Below are 16,906 nucleotides of genomic sequence, written 5' to 3'. Positions count from 1 at the left end.
CAACGACGGCGGCCCCGCGACCCCGGAATCAGCGGAGCGGCGGCTCAGGCGTCCGCGTCCGTGCCGTCCGCCTGCTGTTCCGTGATCTTGGCGAGCGCGGCGGCGATGTTCTGTTCCGTCGCCGGCTTGGTGATGCCGAGTTCCGACAGGACTCCCTCGCCGTTCTCGAACTCCAGGAGGGCGAGCAGGAGGTGCTCGGTGCCGACGTAGTTGTGGCCGAGTCGCAGGGCCTCGCGGAAGGTGAGTTCCAGGACCTTCTTGGCGTCCGAGCCGTAGGGAACGAGCTGCGGGGGCTCCTCGACCCGGGCCGGCAGCGCGGCGGCGGCGGCCTGCCGGACGCTGTCGAGGAGGACGCCCTGCGCCCTGATCGCCAGGGCGGCCAGGCCCTGGGGCTCGGCCAGGAGGCCCAGGACCAGGTGCTCGGGGCGGCCTTCGGCGTTGCCCGCGGCGAGGGCCTCGTTGTGGGCGGCCATGACCACGTTGCGGGCCCGCGGGGTGTAGCGGCCGAAGCCCTGGTCGGCGCTGAGGTCGGCGGACTCCTTCGGCACGAACCGCTTCTGCGCGGCCTGCCGGGTGACCCCCATGCTCCGGCCGATGTCCGTCCAGGAAGCCCCGGAACGCCTGGCCTGGTCCACGAAGTGCCCGATCAGATGGTCGGCCACCTCCCCGAGGTGATCCGCGGCGATCACCGCGTCCTGAAGTTGGTCGAGGGGCTCGACATGGACCTTCTTGATCGCCGAGATCAGGTCGTCGAGACGTACGGATGACGTGATGGCGGGGTTCGATGTCATGCTGTCAACCGTAGGTTGACAGTAGTCGAGTGTCAACCAAAGGTTGCCTCTACTTCGGGGCCGGGTGAGACGATCGCCCTGTGACCGTCGACCGTGCCTTTCGGACCGCCCTCTACTCCGACGACGACACCGCCCTGGACACCGGCGCCTCCCTCCTCGCCGCCGACCCCGCGGCGGACGCCGAACTGGCCCGTCGGGGAGTCGAGTTCGTGACGCAGGCCTGGCGGCGCGGCTGGCAGCCCGCCGACGTCGTACGCCTGGTGCGGCGCGAGCTGGACGACACGCACGTACGCCTCGTCACGGCTCTGATCCGCGCGCAGGCCCCCGACGACCGTCCGCGCGGTCACCGCTGGGCCGCCCAGCTCGCCGAGCTCCGGGAGCCGGACCCGAACGCCCCCCGCCTCGACCGCTTCCCGCACGCCACCGCCGTACTGGAGCTGTACCGCCTGCTGCTGCGGCTGCCCGCTCTGGAGCCCCTGGAGGAGCCCCGGCAGGGGCACAAGGGGGACGGCCGCATGCTCGGCCGTATCCGCGCGCTGCTCGCCAAGGCGGAGGCCACCGGCTATCCGGAGGAGGCGGAGGCGCTCACCGCCAAGGCGCAGGAGCTGATGGCCCGGCACAGTGTCGACGAGGCGCTGCTGGACGCGCGGGCGCCCGCCAAGGACACACCCGGCGCCTGCCGGATCGGGGTCGAGTCGCCGTACGAGCAGGCCAAGGCGGTGCTGCTGGACGCGGTGGCGACCGCCAACCACTGCCGGGCCGTGTGGAACGAGGCGCTCGCCTTCTCCACGGTCGTGGGCTTCGAGGCCGACCTGGAGGCGGTGGAGCTCCTCCACACCTCACTGCTCGTGCAGGCGCAGTCCGCGATGGCCAAGGCGGAGGCGGCTCAGCGGGCGGGCGGCCGCAAGCGCACCAAGACGTTCCGGCAGTCCTTCCTCGCGGCCTACGCCCACCGCGTCGGCGACCGGCTGAGGGCCGCCGCCGAGACCCCGGTGACCGAGGACCTGCTGCCGGTGCTGGCCTCCCGCGAGGTCGCCGTCACCGACCGCATGGACCGCCTGTTCCCCGAGACCACCACGACCCGCCTGCGCGGAGTCACCGACGAGGCGGGCTGGACCGAGGGCGCGCAGGCAGCCGACCGGGCCCGGGTCGACCACCACCCCCGGCTCGGCCACCGACGCGGGCCCGGGACCTGACCGGCCCGCACCGAAGCCCGACCCGCCCGCACTGAGGCCCGGACCCGCCCGCACCGAAGCCCGACCCGCCCGCACCGAAGCCCGACCCGCCCGCGCTGAAGCCCGGACCCGTCCGCGCTGAAGCCCGGACCCCCGCCCCGGCTCCGTCAGCCTCCCGGCTCCGTCAGCCTCCCCGGCTCCGTGAGCCCCCCGCCTCCGTCAGTCCCCCGCCTGCCCGAACGCGCTGACCGACGCGTTCAGGGCGTCCGTCTTGCCGCTCTTGCCCTGGACGGGGCCGTACGACCACTTGTAGCTGTGCGGCGTCCCCTCACCCGGCAGGGCGATGTCCAGCGTCCGGACGTCCAGGCTGTCCGCGGCGCCCGTCTTGCCGCGCACGTACGTGATCGTGAAGCTCGCGGTGTCCCCCTTGGCCAGGGTCAGCTTCTGGGACTGCGCGGCCGTGTCCTTGGCGAGGCTGATCGCGCTGCCCGACGCCTTCAGGCCGACGGCCGGGAAGCCCTCCAGCGTGCACGGCGCGCTCTGGTTGGTCAGCGTGACGGGGATGTTGCCGGTGTCGCCGGCGGCGGGGGCCGCGTTGGCGGGGCCGACCTCCAGGTCCACCGGGCCGACCTCGCAGGCCGAGCCGCCCTTGGGTTTCGCTGTGGCCTTGTCGTCGGAGCTGTCACCACCGCCGCAGGCGGTCAGCAGCAGGGCCGCGGCGAGAGCGGTGACGGCGAGTGGGGCGGCGCGCATGTGAAGTCCTCTGATGTGAGCGGTCCGGTGCATGGATCATCACGCATCACGGAGCACTCCGCGCGGCCGCCCCCACCGACATCCGCCGGCACACACAGGATCGGCTACGACCCGAGACCCGCCGTCGGGAAGTCGCTCGGCAGCTTCCCGCCCTCGGCCTTCATGAAGCTCTCGGTGCCGAGGGAGCCCTGCCACCTCACCTTGAGCGAGGTCTTGCCGACCGACTCCACCGTGCCCACGGTGCGCTCCTTGCTGCCGTCCGTGCACTTGAGGCGGATCGTCTCCGCGCTCGCCGTGCCGCTGCACACCGATCCGCCCGTGGCGAAGAGCGCCGCCTGATCGCCGTTGACCACCAGCACCACGGCTTTGCCGTCGCCGGTGGTGAGCCAGCTGCCCGCGACCTTGCCGGACGCGGAGGACGACGTACCGCCGGAGCCGCCGGTCTTCCCGGAGGCGGACGCCGAGGGCGGGGCGGACGCGCTGGGCGAGGACCCGTCGTCCGAGCCCCCGCCCCCGCTGCACGCGGTCAGGACGAGCACGCCCGTCAGTCCCGCCGCCGCGAGCCCCGCCCGTCGGCGCGACACGGGGCGCGAGAAGTTCGCCGTAGTCACTGGAGGCTCCCAAGCTGTAGCGGCCGCATGGATCGCAGCAAGCTACCAGCCTCACCTGAAAGAGTTACCAGGAAGACTTGCGGACCCCCGGCAGATGCCCCGCGTGCGCCTGCTCCCGCAGCCCGACCCGGGACAGTCCGAAGGTCCGGAAGTAGCCGCGCGGGCGGCCGTCCACCTGATCGCGGTTCCGCACGCGCGTGGCGCTCGCGTCCCGCGGCTGGCGCCGCAACTCCTGCTGCGCGGCGAGCCGTTCGGCGTCGCTGGAGGAGGGCCTGCGGATGATCTCCTTCAGCTCGGCCCGCCGCTCGGCGTGCCGCGCGACGATCTCCTGGCGCTTCTCGTTCTTAGCGATCTTGCTCTTCTTCGCCATCAGACCTTGACTCCCCGGGCCCGGATGCGGGCGACGGCCGCCTCGACGCCGATCGTGTCGACGGTCCTGATCCCCTTCACACTCAGCCGCAGCCGCACGTACCGGCCCTCACTGGGCAGCCAGTACCGCTTGGACTGGATGTTGGGGTCGAAGCGGCGCGAGGTGCGCCGGTGGGAGAACGAGATGTGGTTGCCGAAACCGGGCCGGGCACCGGTCAGCATGCAGTGGGCGGACAAGGGTGACGCACCTCTCTCGGGGGCCGTGTCATTAATGGAATTCATTTTCAGTAAGATAGCAGCATGGCACGCACCGAACTCCGCCCGGTCATCAAACTGCGGTCCACCGCCGGGACCGGCTTCACCTATGTGACCCGCAAGAACCGCCGCAACGACCCGGACCGTATGACCCTGCGCAAGTACGACCCGGTCGCCGGTCGCCACGTCGACTTCCGAGAGGAGCGCTGACCCTCGTGCGCAACGGAATCCACCCCGCCTACGGTCCCGTCGTCTTCCGTGACCGTGCCGCGAACCACGCCTTTTTGACCCGCTCGACGATGACGAGCGAGAGGACGATCGAGTGGGAGGACGGCCACACCTACCCGGTCGTGGACGTCGAGATCTCGAACGTCAGCCACCCCTTCTACACCGGCACCGCGCGCGTGCTGGACACCGCAGGGCGCGTGGAGCGCTTCGAGCGCCGGTACGGAAAGCAGGGCTGATGCTCTCCGTCGTGATCGTCGGCGGGCTGCACGCCGACGCCCGCAAGGCCACCGTGGAACGGCTCCTCGCCGAGGTGCCGGGCAGTGTCGTCCTCCACCACGACCTGGCGACGGCCGCGGCCGGCACCGTCGTACGGACGATCCGCGACGCCGGCGGAGTCCTCTCCGCCGGCGAGACGCCCCTGGTCAACGACTGCGCCTGCTGCGCGCTGAGGGAGGACCTGGTCCCGGAGCTGCGCCGCCTCGACGCGGCCGGGACGCTCCGCCTCGCCGTCGTCGAACTGTGGGACTCCGTCGAGCCCAAGGCGATGGCCGAGGTGGTCGCGGCCGGCGGCCTCACCGTCACCGGCGTGATCACCGCGGTCGACCCGGCACTCGTGCTGCCGTACCTCGGCAACGGCGACGACCTCGCCGACCGCGGCCTCGCCGCCGCTGCCACCGACCAGCGCACGGTCGCCGACACCTTCGCCCGCCAGCTGGAGTACGCCCCCGTCCTCGCCGTCCTCGACTCCCCGGAGGCAGACGAGGAGGACCGGGAACTCCTCGCCCAACTCCACCCGACAGCCCACCAGATCCCGGTCAGCTCCAGCCGCCCCACGGCCACCGACCACTCGACGCGGCTCACGGATCCGACGGTCCCGGACCACTCGGCTCGGCTCACGGATCCGACGGTCCCGGACCACTCGGCTCGGCTCACGGATCCGGCGGTCCCGGACCACTCGGCGTGGCACAAGGATCCGGCGGTTGCTGACCACCCAGCACGACCGACGGATCCGGCCCCCACCGGCCGCCCCGCACGACCGACGGATCCGGCCCCCACCGACCACCCCGTTCGACCCACCGACGCGTCCGGCACCCTCTATCCCGTACGACCGTCCCCGCGTTCGGCGCTCGTCCGAGCCGCCCTCGCCGGCTTCGACGTGGAGGCCGCCGCCGCGGCCCAGCACCCCGCGTGTGCCCGGCTGCCCGCCGAGGCCGATGCGCACGGGGTGTCCACGCTGGTGTGGCACCGGTGCCGGCCCTTCCACCCCGAGCGGCTCTACGAGGCACTGGAGGACATCACCTGCGCGGCCGCCCGCAGCCGGGGCCGGTTCTGGCTCGCCGACAGGCCGGACGTGCTGCTGCACTGGGACGCGGCCGGAGGCGCCCTGTGCGTGGAGAGCGCCGGTCCCTGGCTCGCCTCGCTGCCGGACGCGGCGTGGGACATGGTCCCGCCGGTGCGCCGGGCGGCCGCCGCCCTCGACTGGCACCCCGAGCACGGCGACTGCTGCCAGCACCTCGTCTTCACCTCGCCCGGACTCGACCGCGACGGACTCGAACGGCTCCTGGAGTCCTGCCTGTTGACCGACGCCGAGTACGCCGCGGGCCGCGACGCCTGGAAACGGCTCCCGCCCGCCTTCGACACCCTCCTGGAGATCTGAACCCCCATGCCGCCCCGCAAGCCCGACCGCAAGCCCGCCAAGCACCGCCCCAACCCGCTGGACGTGGCCGGTATCACCTACATCGACTACAAGGACACCGACCTGCTGCGGAAGTTCATCTCCGACCGCGGCAAGATCCGCAGCCGCCGGGTCACCCGGGTGACGGCCCAGCAGCAGCGACTGCTCGCCCGCGCGATCAAGAACGCCCGGGAGATGGCGTTGCTGCCGTACGGTTCCGGCCCTCGCTGACCCCGTCACCCTCCTGCGTCCCGCCCGCCCGTCTGCGGGTGCAGTGGCAGATGCAAGCCGACCGGTCCGTGACCCGGAACGTGGAACACCGGTGGCCCCGAATGCGTCTCATCCTGTGCACGAGGCATGCGAGCAGGGTCTCGGGGCACCCGCGGGAACATATCGAGGGCCCCACACGTCACATCTGTAACCGCAGGAACACCCCTCGTGCACGTGCATCTGCTCATGCATCTGCACGTGAACAGAGCTATGATCCGGACCAGTTGACCACTGCATCACTGGCCACATGGCCACCGCACCACCGGGGAGCGACCTGTGGACCTCGACGTGTACAACGGCATGGCGGCCACGCATCTCCGTGATGTGGCCTGGCAGAAGAGTCGGCACAGCAACTCGCAGGGTTCCTGCGTGGAGTTCGCGCGCCTGCCCGACGGCGGTGTCGCGGTCCGCAACTCCCGCTTCCCCGACGGCCCCGCGCTCGTCTACACGCGCGCGGAGATCGAGGCGATGCTCCTGGGCATCAAGGACGGCGAGTTCGACCACCTGATAGCAGGCTGATCCCCGGCCGTCCGCGGGCGACCGGGGATGGCCGGGAGTGATCGTTCGAACGCTTTGTGTGACGCGCGTAGAACCGCGGCGTCGCAAAACGCCGCGGGGGCTCAGTCGTTCGCGCCCTGGGGGCCGGTCGCCGGCTGGAGCCGGAACAGGGCCCAGACCACCTTGCCGCTCAGCGTCCCGGACATCGGGTGCCAGCCCCAGCTGTCGCTGAAGGAGTCGACCAGGAACAGCCCGCGTCCCGACTCCGCCGAGAAGTCCTCGGAGTCGCGCGCGACGGGACTCTCCTGGCTCGGATCGCGCACCGCGCACACCAGACGTCCGGTCCAGCGCATCAGATGCAGCCGCACCGGCGGATTGTGCTCGCCCGCGCTCACACTGCCGGCCGGCATCGCGTGCCGCAGCGCGTTGGTGACGAGTTCGGACACCACCAGGCAGACGTCGTCGAAGCGGTCGCCCAGCTCCCACTGGTCCAGCGTTCTGCGGGTGAACCTCCGCGCGTCACCGACCGCTTCGTAGCGGGCGGGAAGAGAACAGGAGGCGGCGTCGGACACGGCCGCGGGATCCAGCGGCGGAAGGCCCTGCCGTAACGGCTCGAGCATGGTCGATCCATTCGTCCCCATGCGAGGCACTCCCGGGAATTCGCGGTCGTTGCGATGCAGCGGTTGCGCGGGACCATGGTTTCGGAAGAGCGGTGCAGATGCAAGGTGCAGATGCACGTGCAGCTGACCGAATTGGACCCTCCCGTACCGCTTGTTGGCCATTTTTTCCGCCATCTTCTCTCCCGTTCCTTGCCTCTTCCTCCTCGCTTCCTGTCCCAGGCCTATGCAGAATCTTTGACTTCTTGCCATATCTGTAATCGGACGAGTACTGCTCGGAGTGTTTTAGTGGCAGACTCTGGCCCCTGAAGACGTTGGGGAGGCTGGCGAACGTGAGCGCGGGAGAGCCCGGATCGGTGGTGCGGCGGATGCTGCTCGGCTCGCAACTCAGGCGGCTGCGTGAGGCACGGAACATCACACGTGAAGCGGCGGGTTACTCGATCCGCGCGTCCGAGTCGAAGATCAGCCGCATGGAGTTGGGCCGGGTGAGCTTCAAAACACGTGACGTGGAAGACCTGTTGACGCTCTACGGCATCACGGACGAGCAGGAGCGCGCCTCGCTGCTGTCGCTCGCCCGCGAGGCCAATGTCGCGGGCTGGTGGCACAGTTACTCCGACGTCCTGCCGAGCTGGTTCCCCACCTATGTGGGCCTGGAGGGCGCGGCCTCCCTCATCCGTGCCTACGAGGTCCAGTTCATCCACGGTCTGTTGCAGACCGAGGCGTATGCACGTGCAGTCGTCCGGCGCGGTATGAAGGGCGCCAGCGAGGCGGACGTGGAGAAGCGCGTGGCGCTGCGTCTGGAGCGGCAGAAGCATCTCGCCGACCCGAACGGTCCCGAGTTCCACGTGGTGCTCGACGAGGCGTCCCTGCGCCGGCCCTACGGTGACCGCGCGGTGATGCGGGAGCAGCTCCAGCACCTCATCGACCTCTCCGAACGCCCCAACGTGCGGTTGCAGGTCATGCCGTTCGGTTTCGGCGGCCACTCCGGTGAGAGCGGTGCGTTCACCATCCTCAGCTTCACCGAGTCCGACCTGACCGACGTGGTCTACCTGGAGCAGCTCACCAGCGCGCTCTACCTCGACAAGCGCGAGGACGTGACGCAGTACGAGAAGGCGCTCAAGGAGCTCCAGCAGGACAGCCCCGGTCCGGACGAGAGCCGGGATCTGCTGCGAGGCCTCCTCCAGCTTTCCTAGGGTTATCCCCAGAAGGTTGCTCAGCGTGTCCAACTGACCTGTCCCGCACGTACGATGACGTGTGATCAGACCGTCACGTTGATCGTGTGTCTGCTAGTGATTTGGGGATCACATGTCGTCGTACTTCTCCGAACTGGCCCAGCAGTACATCGACGGGGAGTGGCGCCCGGGCACCGGTTCCTGGGACATCATCGACTTCAACCCGTACGACAACGAGAAGCTGGCGTCGATCACCATAGCCACGGTTGAAGAGGTCGACGACGCGTACCGGGCCGCCGCCCGCGCGCAGAAGAAGTGGGCCGGGACCAACCCCTACGCCCGCCGCGCGGTGTTCGAGAAGGCGCTCCGGCTGATCGAGGAGCGCGAGGGCGAGATCGCCGAGGCGATCATCGCGGAGCTCGGCGGCACCCGTCTGAAGGCCGGCTTCGAACTCCACCTGGCCAAGGAGTTCCTGCGCGAGGCGGTCAACCTGGCGCTGCGCCCCGAGGGCCGGATCATCCCCTCGCCGGTGGACGGCAAGGAGAACCGCGTCTACCGCGTCCCGGTCGGTGTCGTGGGCGTGATCAGCCCCTTCAACTTCCCCTTCCTGCTGTCGATCAAGTCGGTCGCCCCGGCGCTCGCGCTCGGCAACGCCGTCGTGCTCAAGCCGCACCAGGACACCCCGATCGTCGGCGGCTCCCTGGTCGCCAAGATCTTCGAGGACGCGGGCCTGCCCGCCGGTCTGCTCAACGTCGTCATCACCGACATCGCGGAGATCGGCGACGCCTTCCTGGAGCACCCCGTCCCGAAGGTCATCTCCTTCACCGGCTCCGACAAGGTCGGCCGACACGTGGCCACCGTCTGCGCCTCGCACTTCAAGCGCTCGGTCCTCGAACTCGGCGGCAACAGCGCCCTGGTGGTGCTCGACGACGCCGACATCGACTACGCGGTCGACGCCGCCGTCTTCAGCCGTTACGTCCACCAGGGCCAGGTCTGCATGGCCGCCAACCGCGTCCTGGTCGACCGCTCGGTCGCCGAGGAGTTCACCGAGAAGTTCGTCGCCAAGGTGAGGAGCCTGAAGACCGGCGACCCGCGCGACCCCGAGACGGTCATCGGCCCGGTCATCAACTCCCGGCAGGCGGACGCCGTCTCGACCGCCGTCGAGCAGGCGGTCGCCGACGGCGCGACGGCCCTGGTGCACGGCACCACCACGGACAACCTGGTCGAGCCCTCGGTCCTGACCGATCTCCCTGCCAACTCGCCCCTCCTCAAGCAGGAGCTGTTCGGCCCGGTCGCCCTCCTCGTCCCCTTCGACGGCGAGGAGGAGGCCGTCCGCCTGGTCAACGACACCCCCTACGGCCTCAGCGGCGCGGTCCACACGGCGGACATCGAGCGCGGAGTCGCCTTCGCCAAGCGGATCGACACCGGCATGTTCCACGTCAACGACGGCACCGTCCACGACGAGCCGATCGTCCCCTTCGGCGGCGAGAAGCACTCCGGCATCGGCCGTCTCAACGGCGACACCATGCTGGACTCCTTCACCACCACCAAGTGGATCTCGGTCCAGCACGGCCGCAGCACCTTCCCGTTCTGACATTCGAGTGGAGGACTGCATCCGCCCGGCCCTCTAGGACCGAACCTGTCCTAGAGGGCCCGTAGCGTCATCGGTGTCAGGGGGAAGCCCCCGGCTTCACGAAGGCGAAAGGCAGCGGTCATGGTCACTCACGTTCCCGCGGAAGAGTCCGGCGACGAGCGCGGAGCGCTCCTGGCGTTCCTGGAGGAGCAGCGCGGCGGGATCCGGCGCGCGGTGCTCGGTCTGACCGACGAGCAGGCGTCGAGCAGGCCCAGCGCGAGCGAGCTCAGTCTCGCCGGGCTGGTCAAGCATGCCGCCGAGGTCGAGCAGAGCTGGATCGCCCGGGCCAGGGGCGAGGAGCCGGCCGTGCAGCGGGATCCGTCGAACTGGCACGAGTGCTTCGCCCTGGTCGGTGACGAGACGGTGGCCTCGCAGCTGGCGTACTGGGAGAAGGTGGCCGCCGCGACGGAGGAGTTCGCCCGCTCGGTGCCGAGCCTCGACGACACCTTCGCGCTGCCGGACCAGCCCTGGTTCCCGCCGGAGGGCCGGGTCTCCGTGCGCTGGGTGCTCCTGCACCTGATCCGCGAGACGGCCCGGCACGCGGGCCACGCCGACATCATCCGGGAGTCCCTCGACGGGAAGACCGCGTTCGAGCTGGTGGCGCTCGCCCAGGAGTAGCTCGGGCCCGCGCCCAGGAGCAGCCGACGGCGGTCGGCCCGGAGTGAGGCCATAACCTGGACCGCATGTCAGCGATCCGTCTTCTCGTGCTCGGCGCCGTGCGCCAGCACGGGCGGGCCCATGGCTACCAGGTGCGCAACGACCTGGAGTACTGGGGCGCGCACGAGTGGTCCAACGCCAAGCCCGGCTCGATCTACCACGCCCTGAAGCAGATGGCGAAGCAGGGACTGCTGCACGCGCACGAGATCGCACCCTCCACGGCCGGCGGCCCGCCGCGCACCGAGTACGAGATCACGGGCCCGGGCACCGAGGAGTTCCTGCGGCTGGTGCGCGAGGCGCTGACCTCCTACGACCAGAAGATGGACATCAAGTCGGCGGCGATCGGCTTCATGGTCGACCTGCCGCGCGCGGAGGCGGTGTCGCTGCTCAAGGAGCGCGTGCGGCGGATCGACGAGTGGCGTGCCGCGGTCACCGAGCACTACGTGCCCGAGGCCGGCCCCGAGCAGCTCGGTCACATCGGCGAGATCATGAACCTCTGGATCCACACCGCCGACGCCGAATCGGAGTGGACCCAGGGGCTCATCGCCCGGATCGAGGGCGGGGCGTACACCTTCGCCGGTGAGGGCGAACCGTTCGTGGGCGTCCTCTCCGAGGGTGAGGAGAACCCGTACGCGACGGGGGAACGGCATCCCGAGGACGCTCATTAATCAAGTTTGACCAGAGCGGGAGCGGGCGTTACTTTGAGCCTGTAGTCAAGTTTGACTACAGGCTGATTCCGGAGGGAGCCCGATGACCGACGCGATCGTCACGGAAGGCCTGCGCAAGCGCTACGGCGACAAGGCCGCCCTGGACGGGCTCGACCTGAGGGTCGCCCGCGGCAGCGTCCACGGCGTGCTCGGCCCGAACGGCGCCGGCAAGACCACCCTGGTCCGCGTCCTGTCCACCCTGCTGCGCCCGGACGGCGGCCGCGCCGAGGTGGCGGGCCGTGACGTGGAGCGCGAGGCCTACGAAGTACGGCTGCGCATCGGCCTGCTCGGCCAGCACGCGGCCCTGGACGAGGAGCTCGACGGACGCCAGAACCTGGAGATGTTCGGCCGCCTCCACCACCTCGGCGCCCGCCCCGCGCGCGTGCGTGCCGAGGAGCTCCTGGAGCGCTTCGGCCTCGACGGCACCGCCCGCAAGCCGGTCCGTGCCTACAGCGGTGGCATGCGGCGCCGACTGGACCTCGCCGCCTCCCTGATCCGCGACCCGGAGGTGCTGTTCCTGGACGAACCCACGACCGGCCTCGACCCGCGCGGCCGCGCCGAGGTGTGGGAAGCGGTCCGCACCCTGGCAGGCTCCGGTACGGCGGTCCTGCTGACCACCCAGTACCTGGAGGAGGCGGACCAGCTCGCCGACCGCATCTGCCTCGTCGACGGCGGCCGGGTGGTCGCCGACGGCACGGCGGACGAACTGAAGGCGCGCACCGGCGGCGACCGCATCGACGTCGTCCTGCGCGACGCCGGTCAACTCGGGGCGGCCGTGGCCCTGTTGCCGCTCGACGCGGCCACGGTGTCCGTCGACACCGACCGCCGGCGGCTCAGCGCCCCGGTCACCGACCGGATGGCGGCGCTCTCCGGTGTCGTACGGGCTCTGGAGGCGGCCGGGATCGAGGCGGAGGACGTGGTCCTGCGCCGGCCCACGCTGGACGAGGTGTTCCTGCACCTCACCGGCGACGAGCACCGAGTGAAGGAGACCGTGTGAGCACGTACGCGCTGACCGATTCCTGGACCATGACCCGGCGTGAACTCGCCCACTGGACACGGCAGCCGGTGCGGGTCGTGGTCGGGCTGGTCTTCCCGGTGATGCTGCTGGTGATGTTCGGCTACCTGGTCGGCGGGGGCCGGGGTGTGCAGGGGGAGTACGTCGACTACCTGGTTCCCGGGATGCTGGCGCTGACCATGGCGTTCGGGCTGGAGGCGACCATGATCGCCGTCACCCGGGACCTCGACAAAGGGGTGATCGACCGTTTCCGGTCCATGCCGATGGCCAACGGGGCTGTCCTGGTGGGGCGTTCGGCCGCCGACATGCTCCAGTCCGCGCTGAGCCTGGCCGTGATGGTCGGCGTCGGACACGCGATCGGCTGGCGGACCCACGGCGGCGTGACCGGACTCCTCGCGGCGGTGGGCCTGTTGCTGCTCTTCCGGTTCGCGATGCTGTGGATCGGCATCCACCTGGCCATGGTCGCCGGGAAGCCGGAGATGGTGCAGGCCGTGCAGATCCTCGTCTGGCCGGTCGGCTTCCTGTCCAACGCCTTCGCCACCCCCGACGCCATGCCCGGCTGGCTGGGCACGGCGGTCGAGTGGAACCCGCTGTCCCACACGGCGACAGCCGTACGGGACCTGCTCGCCGCCCCCGGCGGCGAACCGGGCCACGTGTGGCCGGCCATCGCCTGGCCCCTGGCCCTCCTGACGGCCTTCTTCCCCCTGGCCGTCAGAAGGTTCACCCGCCTGAGCCGCTAGCCCGACACGGCGGACCGACCAACTGGAGAGCGGGGTCCCTGCTCGGGGTGCGGCTCCTCAGCGGAACCCCGCTCACCTCTCCCGATCCGCCACCCAGGGCCTCAGTGGGGCCTCAGTGGTGGAAGCCGGTCGCCGCCCCCTTGTCCTGGGTGTACGGGTGCGGCTGGCGGCGCAGTTCGGGGAGGAGTTGGGTCAGGTCGTCCACGAACATGTCGGCGAGGTCGGTCGAGAAGCCGTTGCGGCAGACGACTCTCAGGACGGACAGGTCCTCGCGGTTCGGGGGGAAGGTGTACGCCGGAACCAGCCAGCCCCGCTCGCGCAGCCGCCGGGACACGTCGAAGACGTCGTACGCCTCGACGTCCGGTGCCGTGGTGAAGGCGAACACCGGCAGCTCGTCGCCCCGGGTCAGCAGCCGGAAGTCGCCGAGCGACTCCACCCCGTCGGCGACGCGCCGGGCCACGTCCCGCGTGGACTGCTGCACGGCCCGGTACCCCTCGCGACCCAGCCGTAGGAACGTGTAGTACTGCGCGACCACCTGCGCCCCGGGCCGGGAGAAGTTCAGCGCGAACGTCGGCATGTTGCCGCCCAGGTAGTTCACGCGGAAGACGAGCTCCTCGGGCAGGGCCTCGCCGTCCCGCCACAGCGCCCAGCCGACACCGGGGTAGACCAGCCCGTACTTGTGGCCGGAGGTGTTGATCGAGGCGACCCTCGGCAGCCGGAAGTCCCACACCAGGTCCTCGTCGAGGAAGGGCGCGACCATGGCGCCGGACGCCCCGTCGACGTGGACCGGGACGTCCAGGCCGGTGCGCTCCTGGAGAGCGTCCAGGGCGGAACACAGGTCCGCGATCGGCTCGTAGGAGCCGTCGAAGGTCGAGCCGAGGATGCCCACGACCCCGATGGTGTTCTCGTCGCACAGCTCGGCGGCGGCCTGCGGGTCGAGATGGAAGCGCTCGCCCTCCATGGGTACCAGCCGGGCCTCCACCTCCCAGAAGTTGCAGAACTTCTCCCAGCACACCTGGACGTTGACCCCCATGACCAGGTTGGGCCGGGCAGCCCCGGGGTACCGGTCGGCGTTGCGCCGGGCCCAGCGCCGCTTCAGCGCCATCCCGGCGAGCATGCACGCCTCGCTGGACCCGGTCGTCGAACAGCCCACCGCGGACGACGGATCCGGCGCGTGCCACAGATCCGCGAGCATCGCCACACAGCGCCGCTCCAGTTCGGCGGTGCGCGGGTACTCGTCCTTGTCGATCATGTTCTTGTCGCGGCACTCCGCCATCAGGACCCCGGCCTGCGGTTCCATCCAGGTGGTCACGAAGGTGGCCAGGTTCAGGCGGGAGTTGCCGTCCAGCATCAGCTCGTCGCGGACCAGCTGGTGCGCCGTGGCCGGCGGCATCGGCGCGGTGGGCAGCCGGTGCTTGGGCGGGGCCTCGGTCATCCCGCCGACCGGATCGGCCGCGCCGTAGAAGGGGTTGACGGACATCGGACGCTCGTCGGGCTTCTCGGGCCCTTGGTGCAGTGGCATGGGTGTGCCTCCTAGAAGGGATCAACGTCGGTCAGCGGACGGGGGTTCCGTCCGGGCGCAACTGCATCTGCGGCCTTCCGGTCACCAGCAGCCAGGCGGTGAGGGAGCCGATGCACAGCAGGGCGAGGATCGCGGGCGAGGCCACCAGCACGGCGGCGGTGAACAGGCTCACCCAGGCCTGCCGGGTGACGGCGAGCAGCACACCGAGCACGCCCGCCGCCACCCCGAGGGCCGGGTGGACGGCGTCCACGAGCGCGTGGGCGCCGAGGCCGAAGGCGACGCCCACGAACACGGCGGGGAAGATCCGCCCGCCGCGGAAGCCGCAGGAAGCCGCCACGAGCAGTGCGGCCAGCTTGACCACCGCCATCGTGGCGAACTCCCCAGCCGACCAGCGCTGTGGGTCCGCCGCCAGCTCACTGATCTCGTCCAGCCCCTTGAAGAGCGTCAGATGGCCGCCCACGGCCGCCAGCAGCCCCAGGACGAGCCCGCCGGCGGGCAGCGCCAGCATCGGATGGCGCAGCCGTGCGAACGCGGCGTGGACGTACGGGAAGGCCAGCACGGCCGCCATGCCGAGCAGCGCCGCCGCTGAGGCGACCACCAGTACCGCCAGCAGGTCGTCCCAGCCGGGCTGCCCGAACGCGGGCAGATGCAGATCGAAACTCGGTTCGGCCACCAGGGTGGTGGTCAGTGCGCCGGCCGTGGCCGCCACCAGGGGCCCGAACACGTTGTCCCACAGGGCGCCCCCGACCTGCCGCCCGGCCAGCGCCTCGGAGATCACCAGCGCCGCGGCCACCGGCGTCCCGAACAGGGCGCCGATCGTGCCCGCCTCCGCCAGCGCCGGCCACAGCCCGCGCGGCATCCGCGGGACCAGCAGGCGCCCCGCCCAGAAGGCGAGCGCCACGTTCACCGCGATCAGCGGGTTCTCCGGGCCCAGGCTCGGGCCGCCCGCGAGCATCAGCGCGGTCGCCAGAAGCAGCCCCGGCAGCACCGCGGGCGGCAGCACGGGAGCGTCCAGCCCCATGGTGGCCGGGTCCGGCCCGGCGTGCCCCGGCACCTTCCACACCACCAGCCCCACGGCCACCCCCGTCGCCGTGAGCATCACCAGCATCCACAGCACCGAGTACCGGCCCACTCCCAGCGCGTCCGGCAGACTCCGCCACAGCACGTGCTGGAGCTGCTCGGCCGCCGCGCTCACCCCGATCAGCAGCAGGCTCGCGCCCACGCCGACCGCGAGGGCGGGCAGGATCAACGGCAGCAGGGCGTGCGCCGGGGTCGCCGGGGCGGCGGATGCCTGTCGCGCGGTGTCCTGGGCCACGGGCTCACGATAAGCGGACAAAACGGGCCTGACATCCGGAGGCGTTCCTGCCGGGCTTGCACCTCACGTGGCGTGAGAAGCCACCGTGGAGGGCGTACCGGGAAGGGAGCGGACGAGGTGGGCTACTCGGTGGGACAGGTCGCGGGCTTCGCCGGCGTGACGGTGCGCACGCTGCACCACTACGACGACATCGGCCTGCTCGTGCCCCGCGAGCGCAGCCACGCGGGCCACCGGCGCTACGGCGACGAGGACCTCGACCGGCTTCAGCAGATCCTCTTCTACCGCGAGCTCGGCTTCCCGCTCGACGAGGTCGCCGCCCTGCTCGACGATCAGGCCACCGGAAAAGCAGACCCCCGCGCGCACCTGCGCCGGCAGCACGAACTGCTGACCGCCCGGATCGAGAAGCTCCAGAAGATGGCGGCGGCCGTGGAACACGCCATGGAGGCACGCACGATGGGCATCGACCTGACACCGGAGGAGAGGTTCGAGGTGTTCGGCGACAAGGACCCCGAGCAGTACGCCGAGGAGGCCGAACAGCGCTGGGGCGGCACCGAGGCCTACGCCGAGTCCCAGCGCCGCGCCGCGCGCTACACCAAGGCCGACTGGAAACGCATGCAGGACGAGGTCAGGGACTGGGGCGAGCGCTACGACGCCCTGATGGCCGCCGGTGACCCGCCGACCTCGCGGGCGGCCATGGACCTGGCCGAGGAACACCGGCAGCACATCTGCGGCTGGTTCTACGACTGCCCGTACGAGATGCACCTCGGCCTGGCCGAGATGTACGTCGCCGACGAACGCTTCAAGGCGTTCTACGACTCCATGCGTCCCGGCCTCGCCGAGCACCTGAGGGACGCCATCACGGCCAACGCGGCCCGGCACACCTCCTAGGGGCCCTGGCCCGGG

The 16,906-nt window shown here is 70.9% G+C and carries 21 protein-coding genes; 13 read left to right on the top strand and 8 right to left on the bottom strand.

Annotation, left to right across the window (positions count from 1 at the left end; all coding sequences use genetic code 11):
- Positions 1 to 44: 44 nt before the first annotated feature.
- Entirely contained in the window at positions 45 to 791 is a 747-nt protein-coding gene (locus IF54_RS0128995) for a Clp protease N-terminal domain-containing protein (protein WP_030323979.1), read from the bottom strand.
- An 80-nt stretch (positions 792 to 871) separates the two neighbouring features.
- Between IF54_RS0128995 and IF54_RS0128990 the strand changes: the two genes are divergently transcribed.
- Positions 872 to 1,987 carry a DUF2786 domain-containing protein gene (locus IF54_RS0128990; RefSeq protein ID WP_030323977.1) on the top strand — a complete coding sequence of 372 codons (1,116 nt, stop codon included), beginning with the start codon at positions 872 to 874 and terminating at the stop codon, positions 1,985 to 1,987.
- 198 nt (positions 1,988 to 2,185) lie between these two features.
- Here IF54_RS0128990 and IF54_RS0128985 read toward each other — a convergent pair whose 3' ends face one another.
- From IF54_RS0128985 to rpmB, 4 genes are all read right to left on the bottom strand, one after another.
- Positions 2,186 to 2,719, bottom strand: coding sequence for a DUF4232 domain-containing protein (locus IF54_RS0128985; protein ID WP_030323975.1), 534 nt, complete (start codon positions 2,717 to 2,719; stop codon positions 2,186 to 2,188).
- A 104-nt stretch (positions 2,720 to 2,823) separates the two neighbouring features.
- Positions 2,824 to 3,330, bottom strand: a complete 507-nt coding sequence (locus tag IF54_RS0128980; protein ID WP_051735571.1) for a hypothetical protein — start codon at positions 3,328 to 3,330, stop codon at positions 2,824 to 2,826.
- A gap of 64 nt (positions 3,331 to 3,394) precedes the next feature.
- Positions 3,395 to 3,700 carry a 30S ribosomal protein S14 gene (gene rpsN, locus IF54_RS0128975; protein WP_030323970.1) on the bottom strand — a complete coding sequence of 102 codons (306 nt, stop codon included), beginning with the start codon at positions 3,698 to 3,700 and terminating at the stop codon, positions 3,395 to 3,397.
- Positions 3,700 to 3,936 carry a 50S ribosomal protein L28 gene (gene rpmB, locus IF54_RS0128970; RefSeq protein WP_028810193.1) on the bottom strand — a complete coding sequence of 79 codons (237 nt, stop codon included), beginning with the start codon at positions 3,934 to 3,936 and terminating at the stop codon, positions 3,700 to 3,702. Before rpmB ends, rpsN begins: the two co-directional genes overlap by 1 nt.
- A 63-nt stretch (positions 3,937 to 3,999) precedes the next feature.
- Between rpmB and rpmG the strand changes: the two genes are divergently transcribed.
- The 5 genes from rpmG (at position 4,000) to IF54_RS0128945 (ending at position 6,646) form a co-directional block, all read left to right on the top strand.
- The gene (gene rpmG, locus IF54_RS0128965; protein ID WP_030323968.1) at positions 4,000 to 4,164 is read left to right on the top strand and encodes a 50S ribosomal protein L33; all 165 of its coding nucleotides are present in this window, start codon (positions 4,000 to 4,002) and stop codon (positions 4,162 to 4,164) included.
- Positions 4,165 to 4,169: 5 nt separating this feature from the next.
- On the top strand, positions 4,170 to 4,418 hold the full coding sequence (locus IF54_RS0128960; protein WP_030323965.1) for a type B 50S ribosomal protein L31: 249 nt from the start codon (positions 4,170 to 4,172) through the stop codon (positions 4,416 to 4,418).
- Positions 4,418 to 5,839 carry a GTP-binding protein gene (locus IF54_RS0128955; protein WP_030323962.1) on the top strand — a complete coding sequence of 474 codons (1,422 nt, stop codon included), beginning with the start codon at positions 4,418 to 4,420 and terminating at the stop codon, positions 5,837 to 5,839. Before IF54_RS0128960 ends, IF54_RS0128955 begins: the two co-directional genes overlap by 1 nt.
- 6 nt (positions 5,840 to 5,845) lie before the next feature.
- A complete protein-coding gene (rpsR, locus tag IF54_RS0128950) occupies positions 5,846 to 6,088 on the top strand; it encodes a 30S ribosomal protein S18 (RefSeq protein WP_030323959.1) in 243 nt (80 codons plus the stop codon).
- A 315-nt stretch (positions 6,089 to 6,403) separates the two neighbouring features.
- On the top strand, positions 6,404 to 6,646 hold the full coding sequence (locus tag IF54_RS0128945; protein WP_020141037.1) for a DUF397 domain-containing protein: 243 nt from the start codon (positions 6,404 to 6,406) through the stop codon (positions 6,644 to 6,646).
- A gap of 101 nt (positions 6,647 to 6,747) precedes the next feature.
- On the opposite strand, the gene IF54_RS0128940 is transcribed toward IF54_RS0128945, so the two are convergent.
- Positions 6,748 to 7,245 carry an ATP-binding protein gene (locus tag IF54_RS0128940; protein ID WP_030323955.1) on the bottom strand — a complete coding sequence of 166 codons (498 nt, stop codon included), beginning with the start codon at positions 7,243 to 7,245 and terminating at the stop codon, positions 6,748 to 6,750.
- Positions 7,246 to 7,610: 365 nt separating this feature from the next.
- Between IF54_RS0128940 and IF54_RS0128935 the strand changes: the two genes are divergently transcribed.
- The 6 genes from IF54_RS0128935 (at position 7,611) to IF54_RS0128910 (ending at position 13,166) form a co-directional block, all read left to right on the top strand.
- Complete coding sequence (locus tag IF54_RS0128935; RefSeq protein ID WP_051735580.1) at positions 7,611 to 8,435, top strand: helix-turn-helix domain-containing protein; 825 nt, start codon at positions 7,611 to 7,613, stop codon at positions 8,433 to 8,435.
- A 112-nt stretch (positions 8,436 to 8,547) separates the two neighbouring features.
- On the top strand, positions 8,548 to 10,008 hold the full coding sequence (locus tag IF54_RS0128930; protein WP_030323949.1) for an aldehyde dehydrogenase family protein: 1,461 nt from the start codon (positions 8,548 to 8,550) through the stop codon (positions 10,006 to 10,008).
- 120 nt (positions 10,009 to 10,128) lie between these two features.
- The gene (locus IF54_RS0128925; protein ID WP_030323947.1) at positions 10,129 to 10,665 is read left to right on the top strand and encodes a DinB family protein; all 537 of its coding nucleotides are present in this window, start codon (positions 10,129 to 10,131) and stop codon (positions 10,663 to 10,665) included.
- 65 nt (positions 10,666 to 10,730) lie between these two features.
- Entirely contained in the window at positions 10,731 to 11,372 is a 642-nt protein-coding gene (locus tag IF54_RS0128920) for a PadR family transcriptional regulator (RefSeq protein WP_030323944.1), read from the top strand.
- 82 nt (positions 11,373 to 11,454) lie between these two features.
- Positions 11,455 to 12,408 carry a daunorubicin resistance protein DrrA family ABC transporter ATP-binding protein gene (locus IF54_RS0128915; protein ID WP_030323942.1) on the top strand — a complete coding sequence of 318 codons (954 nt, stop codon included), beginning with the start codon at positions 11,455 to 11,457 and terminating at the stop codon, positions 12,406 to 12,408.
- The gene (locus IF54_RS0128910) at positions 12,405 to 13,166 is read left to right on the top strand and encodes an ABC transporter permease (RefSeq protein WP_030323940.1); all 762 of its coding nucleotides are present in this window, start codon (positions 12,405 to 12,407) and stop codon (positions 13,164 to 13,166) included. Before IF54_RS0128915 ends, IF54_RS0128910 begins: the two co-directional genes overlap by 4 nt.
- 112 nt (positions 13,167 to 13,278) lie before the next feature.
- Here IF54_RS0128910 and IF54_RS0128905 read toward each other — a convergent pair whose 3' ends face one another.
- Together IF54_RS0128905 and IF54_RS0128900 are read right to left on the bottom strand one after the other, a co-directional pair.
- Positions 13,279 to 14,688: a glutamate decarboxylase gene (locus tag IF54_RS0128905; RefSeq protein ID WP_030323938.1), complete on the bottom strand. Its 1,410-nt coding sequence runs from the start codon at positions 14,686 to 14,688 to the stop codon at positions 13,279 to 13,281.
- 31 nt (positions 14,689 to 14,719) lie between these two features.
- Positions 14,720 to 16,003 (bottom strand): ion channel protein, encoded by a 1,284-nt coding sequence (locus IF54_RS0128900; RefSeq protein ID WP_030323935.1) that lies wholly within the window; start codon positions 16,001 to 16,003, stop codon positions 14,720 to 14,722.
- A 117-nt stretch (positions 16,004 to 16,120) separates the two neighbouring features.
- Between IF54_RS0128900 and IF54_RS0128895 the strand changes: the two genes are divergently transcribed.
- Complete coding sequence (locus tag IF54_RS0128895) at positions 16,121 to 16,891, top strand: MerR family transcriptional regulator (protein WP_030323933.1); 771 nt, start codon at positions 16,121 to 16,123, stop codon at positions 16,889 to 16,891.
- Positions 16,892 to 16,906: the final 15 nt, after the last annotated feature.

Source organism: Streptomyces sp. NRRL B-3229 (genome assembly GCF_000719505.1).
GTDB lineage: Bacteria > Actinomycetota > Actinomycetes > Streptomycetales > Streptomycetaceae > Streptomyces > Streptomyces griseorubiginosus.
This window is presented reverse-complemented; position numbering and strand designations above follow the sequence as displayed.

Bases quoted from the DNA above. Each gene is read 5' to 3' on its own strand.
- IF54_RS0128995 (WP_030323979.1), bottom strand. From the start codon at position 791: ATGACATCGAACCCCGCCATCACGTCATCCGTACGTCTCGACGACCTG.
- IF54_RS0128940 (WP_030323955.1), bottom strand. From the start codon at position 7,245: ATGCTCGAGCCGTTACGGCAGGGCCTTCCGCCGCTGGATCCCGCGGCC.
- IF54_RS0128925 (WP_030323947.1), top strand. From the start codon at position 10,129: ATGGTCACTCACGTTCCCGCGGAAGAGTCCGGCGACGAGCGCGGAGCG.
- rpsN (WP_030323970.1), bottom strand. From the start codon at position 3,700: ATGGCGAAGAAGAGCAAGATCGCTAAGAACGAGAAGCGCCAGGAGATC.
- IF54_RS0128985 (WP_030323975.1), bottom strand. From the start codon at position 2,719: ATGCGCGCCGCCCCACTCGCCGTCACCGCTCTCGCCGCGGCCCTGCTG.
- rpsR (WP_030323959.1), top strand. From the start codon at position 5,846: ATGCCGCCCCGCAAGCCCGACCGCAAGCCCGCCAAGCACCGCCCCAAC.
- IF54_RS0128905 (WP_030323938.1), bottom strand. From the start codon at position 14,688: ATGCCACTGCACCAAGGGCCCGAGAAGCCCGACGAGCGTCCGATGTCC.
- IF54_RS0128915 (WP_030323942.1), top strand. From the start codon at position 11,455: ATGACCGACGCGATCGTCACGGAAGGCCTGCGCAAGCGCTACGGCGAC.
- rpmG (WP_030323968.1), top strand. From the start codon at position 4,000: ATGGCACGCACCGAACTCCGCCCGGTCATCAAACTGCGGTCCACCGCC.
- IF54_RS0128935 (WP_051735580.1), top strand. From the start codon at position 7,611: ATGCTGCTCGGCTCGCAACTCAGGCGGCTGCGTGAGGCACGGAACATC.
- IF54_RS0128920 (WP_030323944.1), top strand. From the start codon at position 10,731: ATGTCAGCGATCCGTCTTCTCGTGCTCGGCGCCGTGCGCCAGCACGGG.
- IF54_RS0128955 (WP_030323962.1), top strand. From the start codon at position 4,418: ATGCTCTCCGTCGTGATCGTCGGCGGGCTGCACGCCGACGCCCGCAAG.
- IF54_RS0128930 (WP_030323949.1), top strand. From the start codon at position 8,548: ATGTCGTCGTACTTCTCCGAACTGGCCCAGCAGTACATCGACGGGGAG.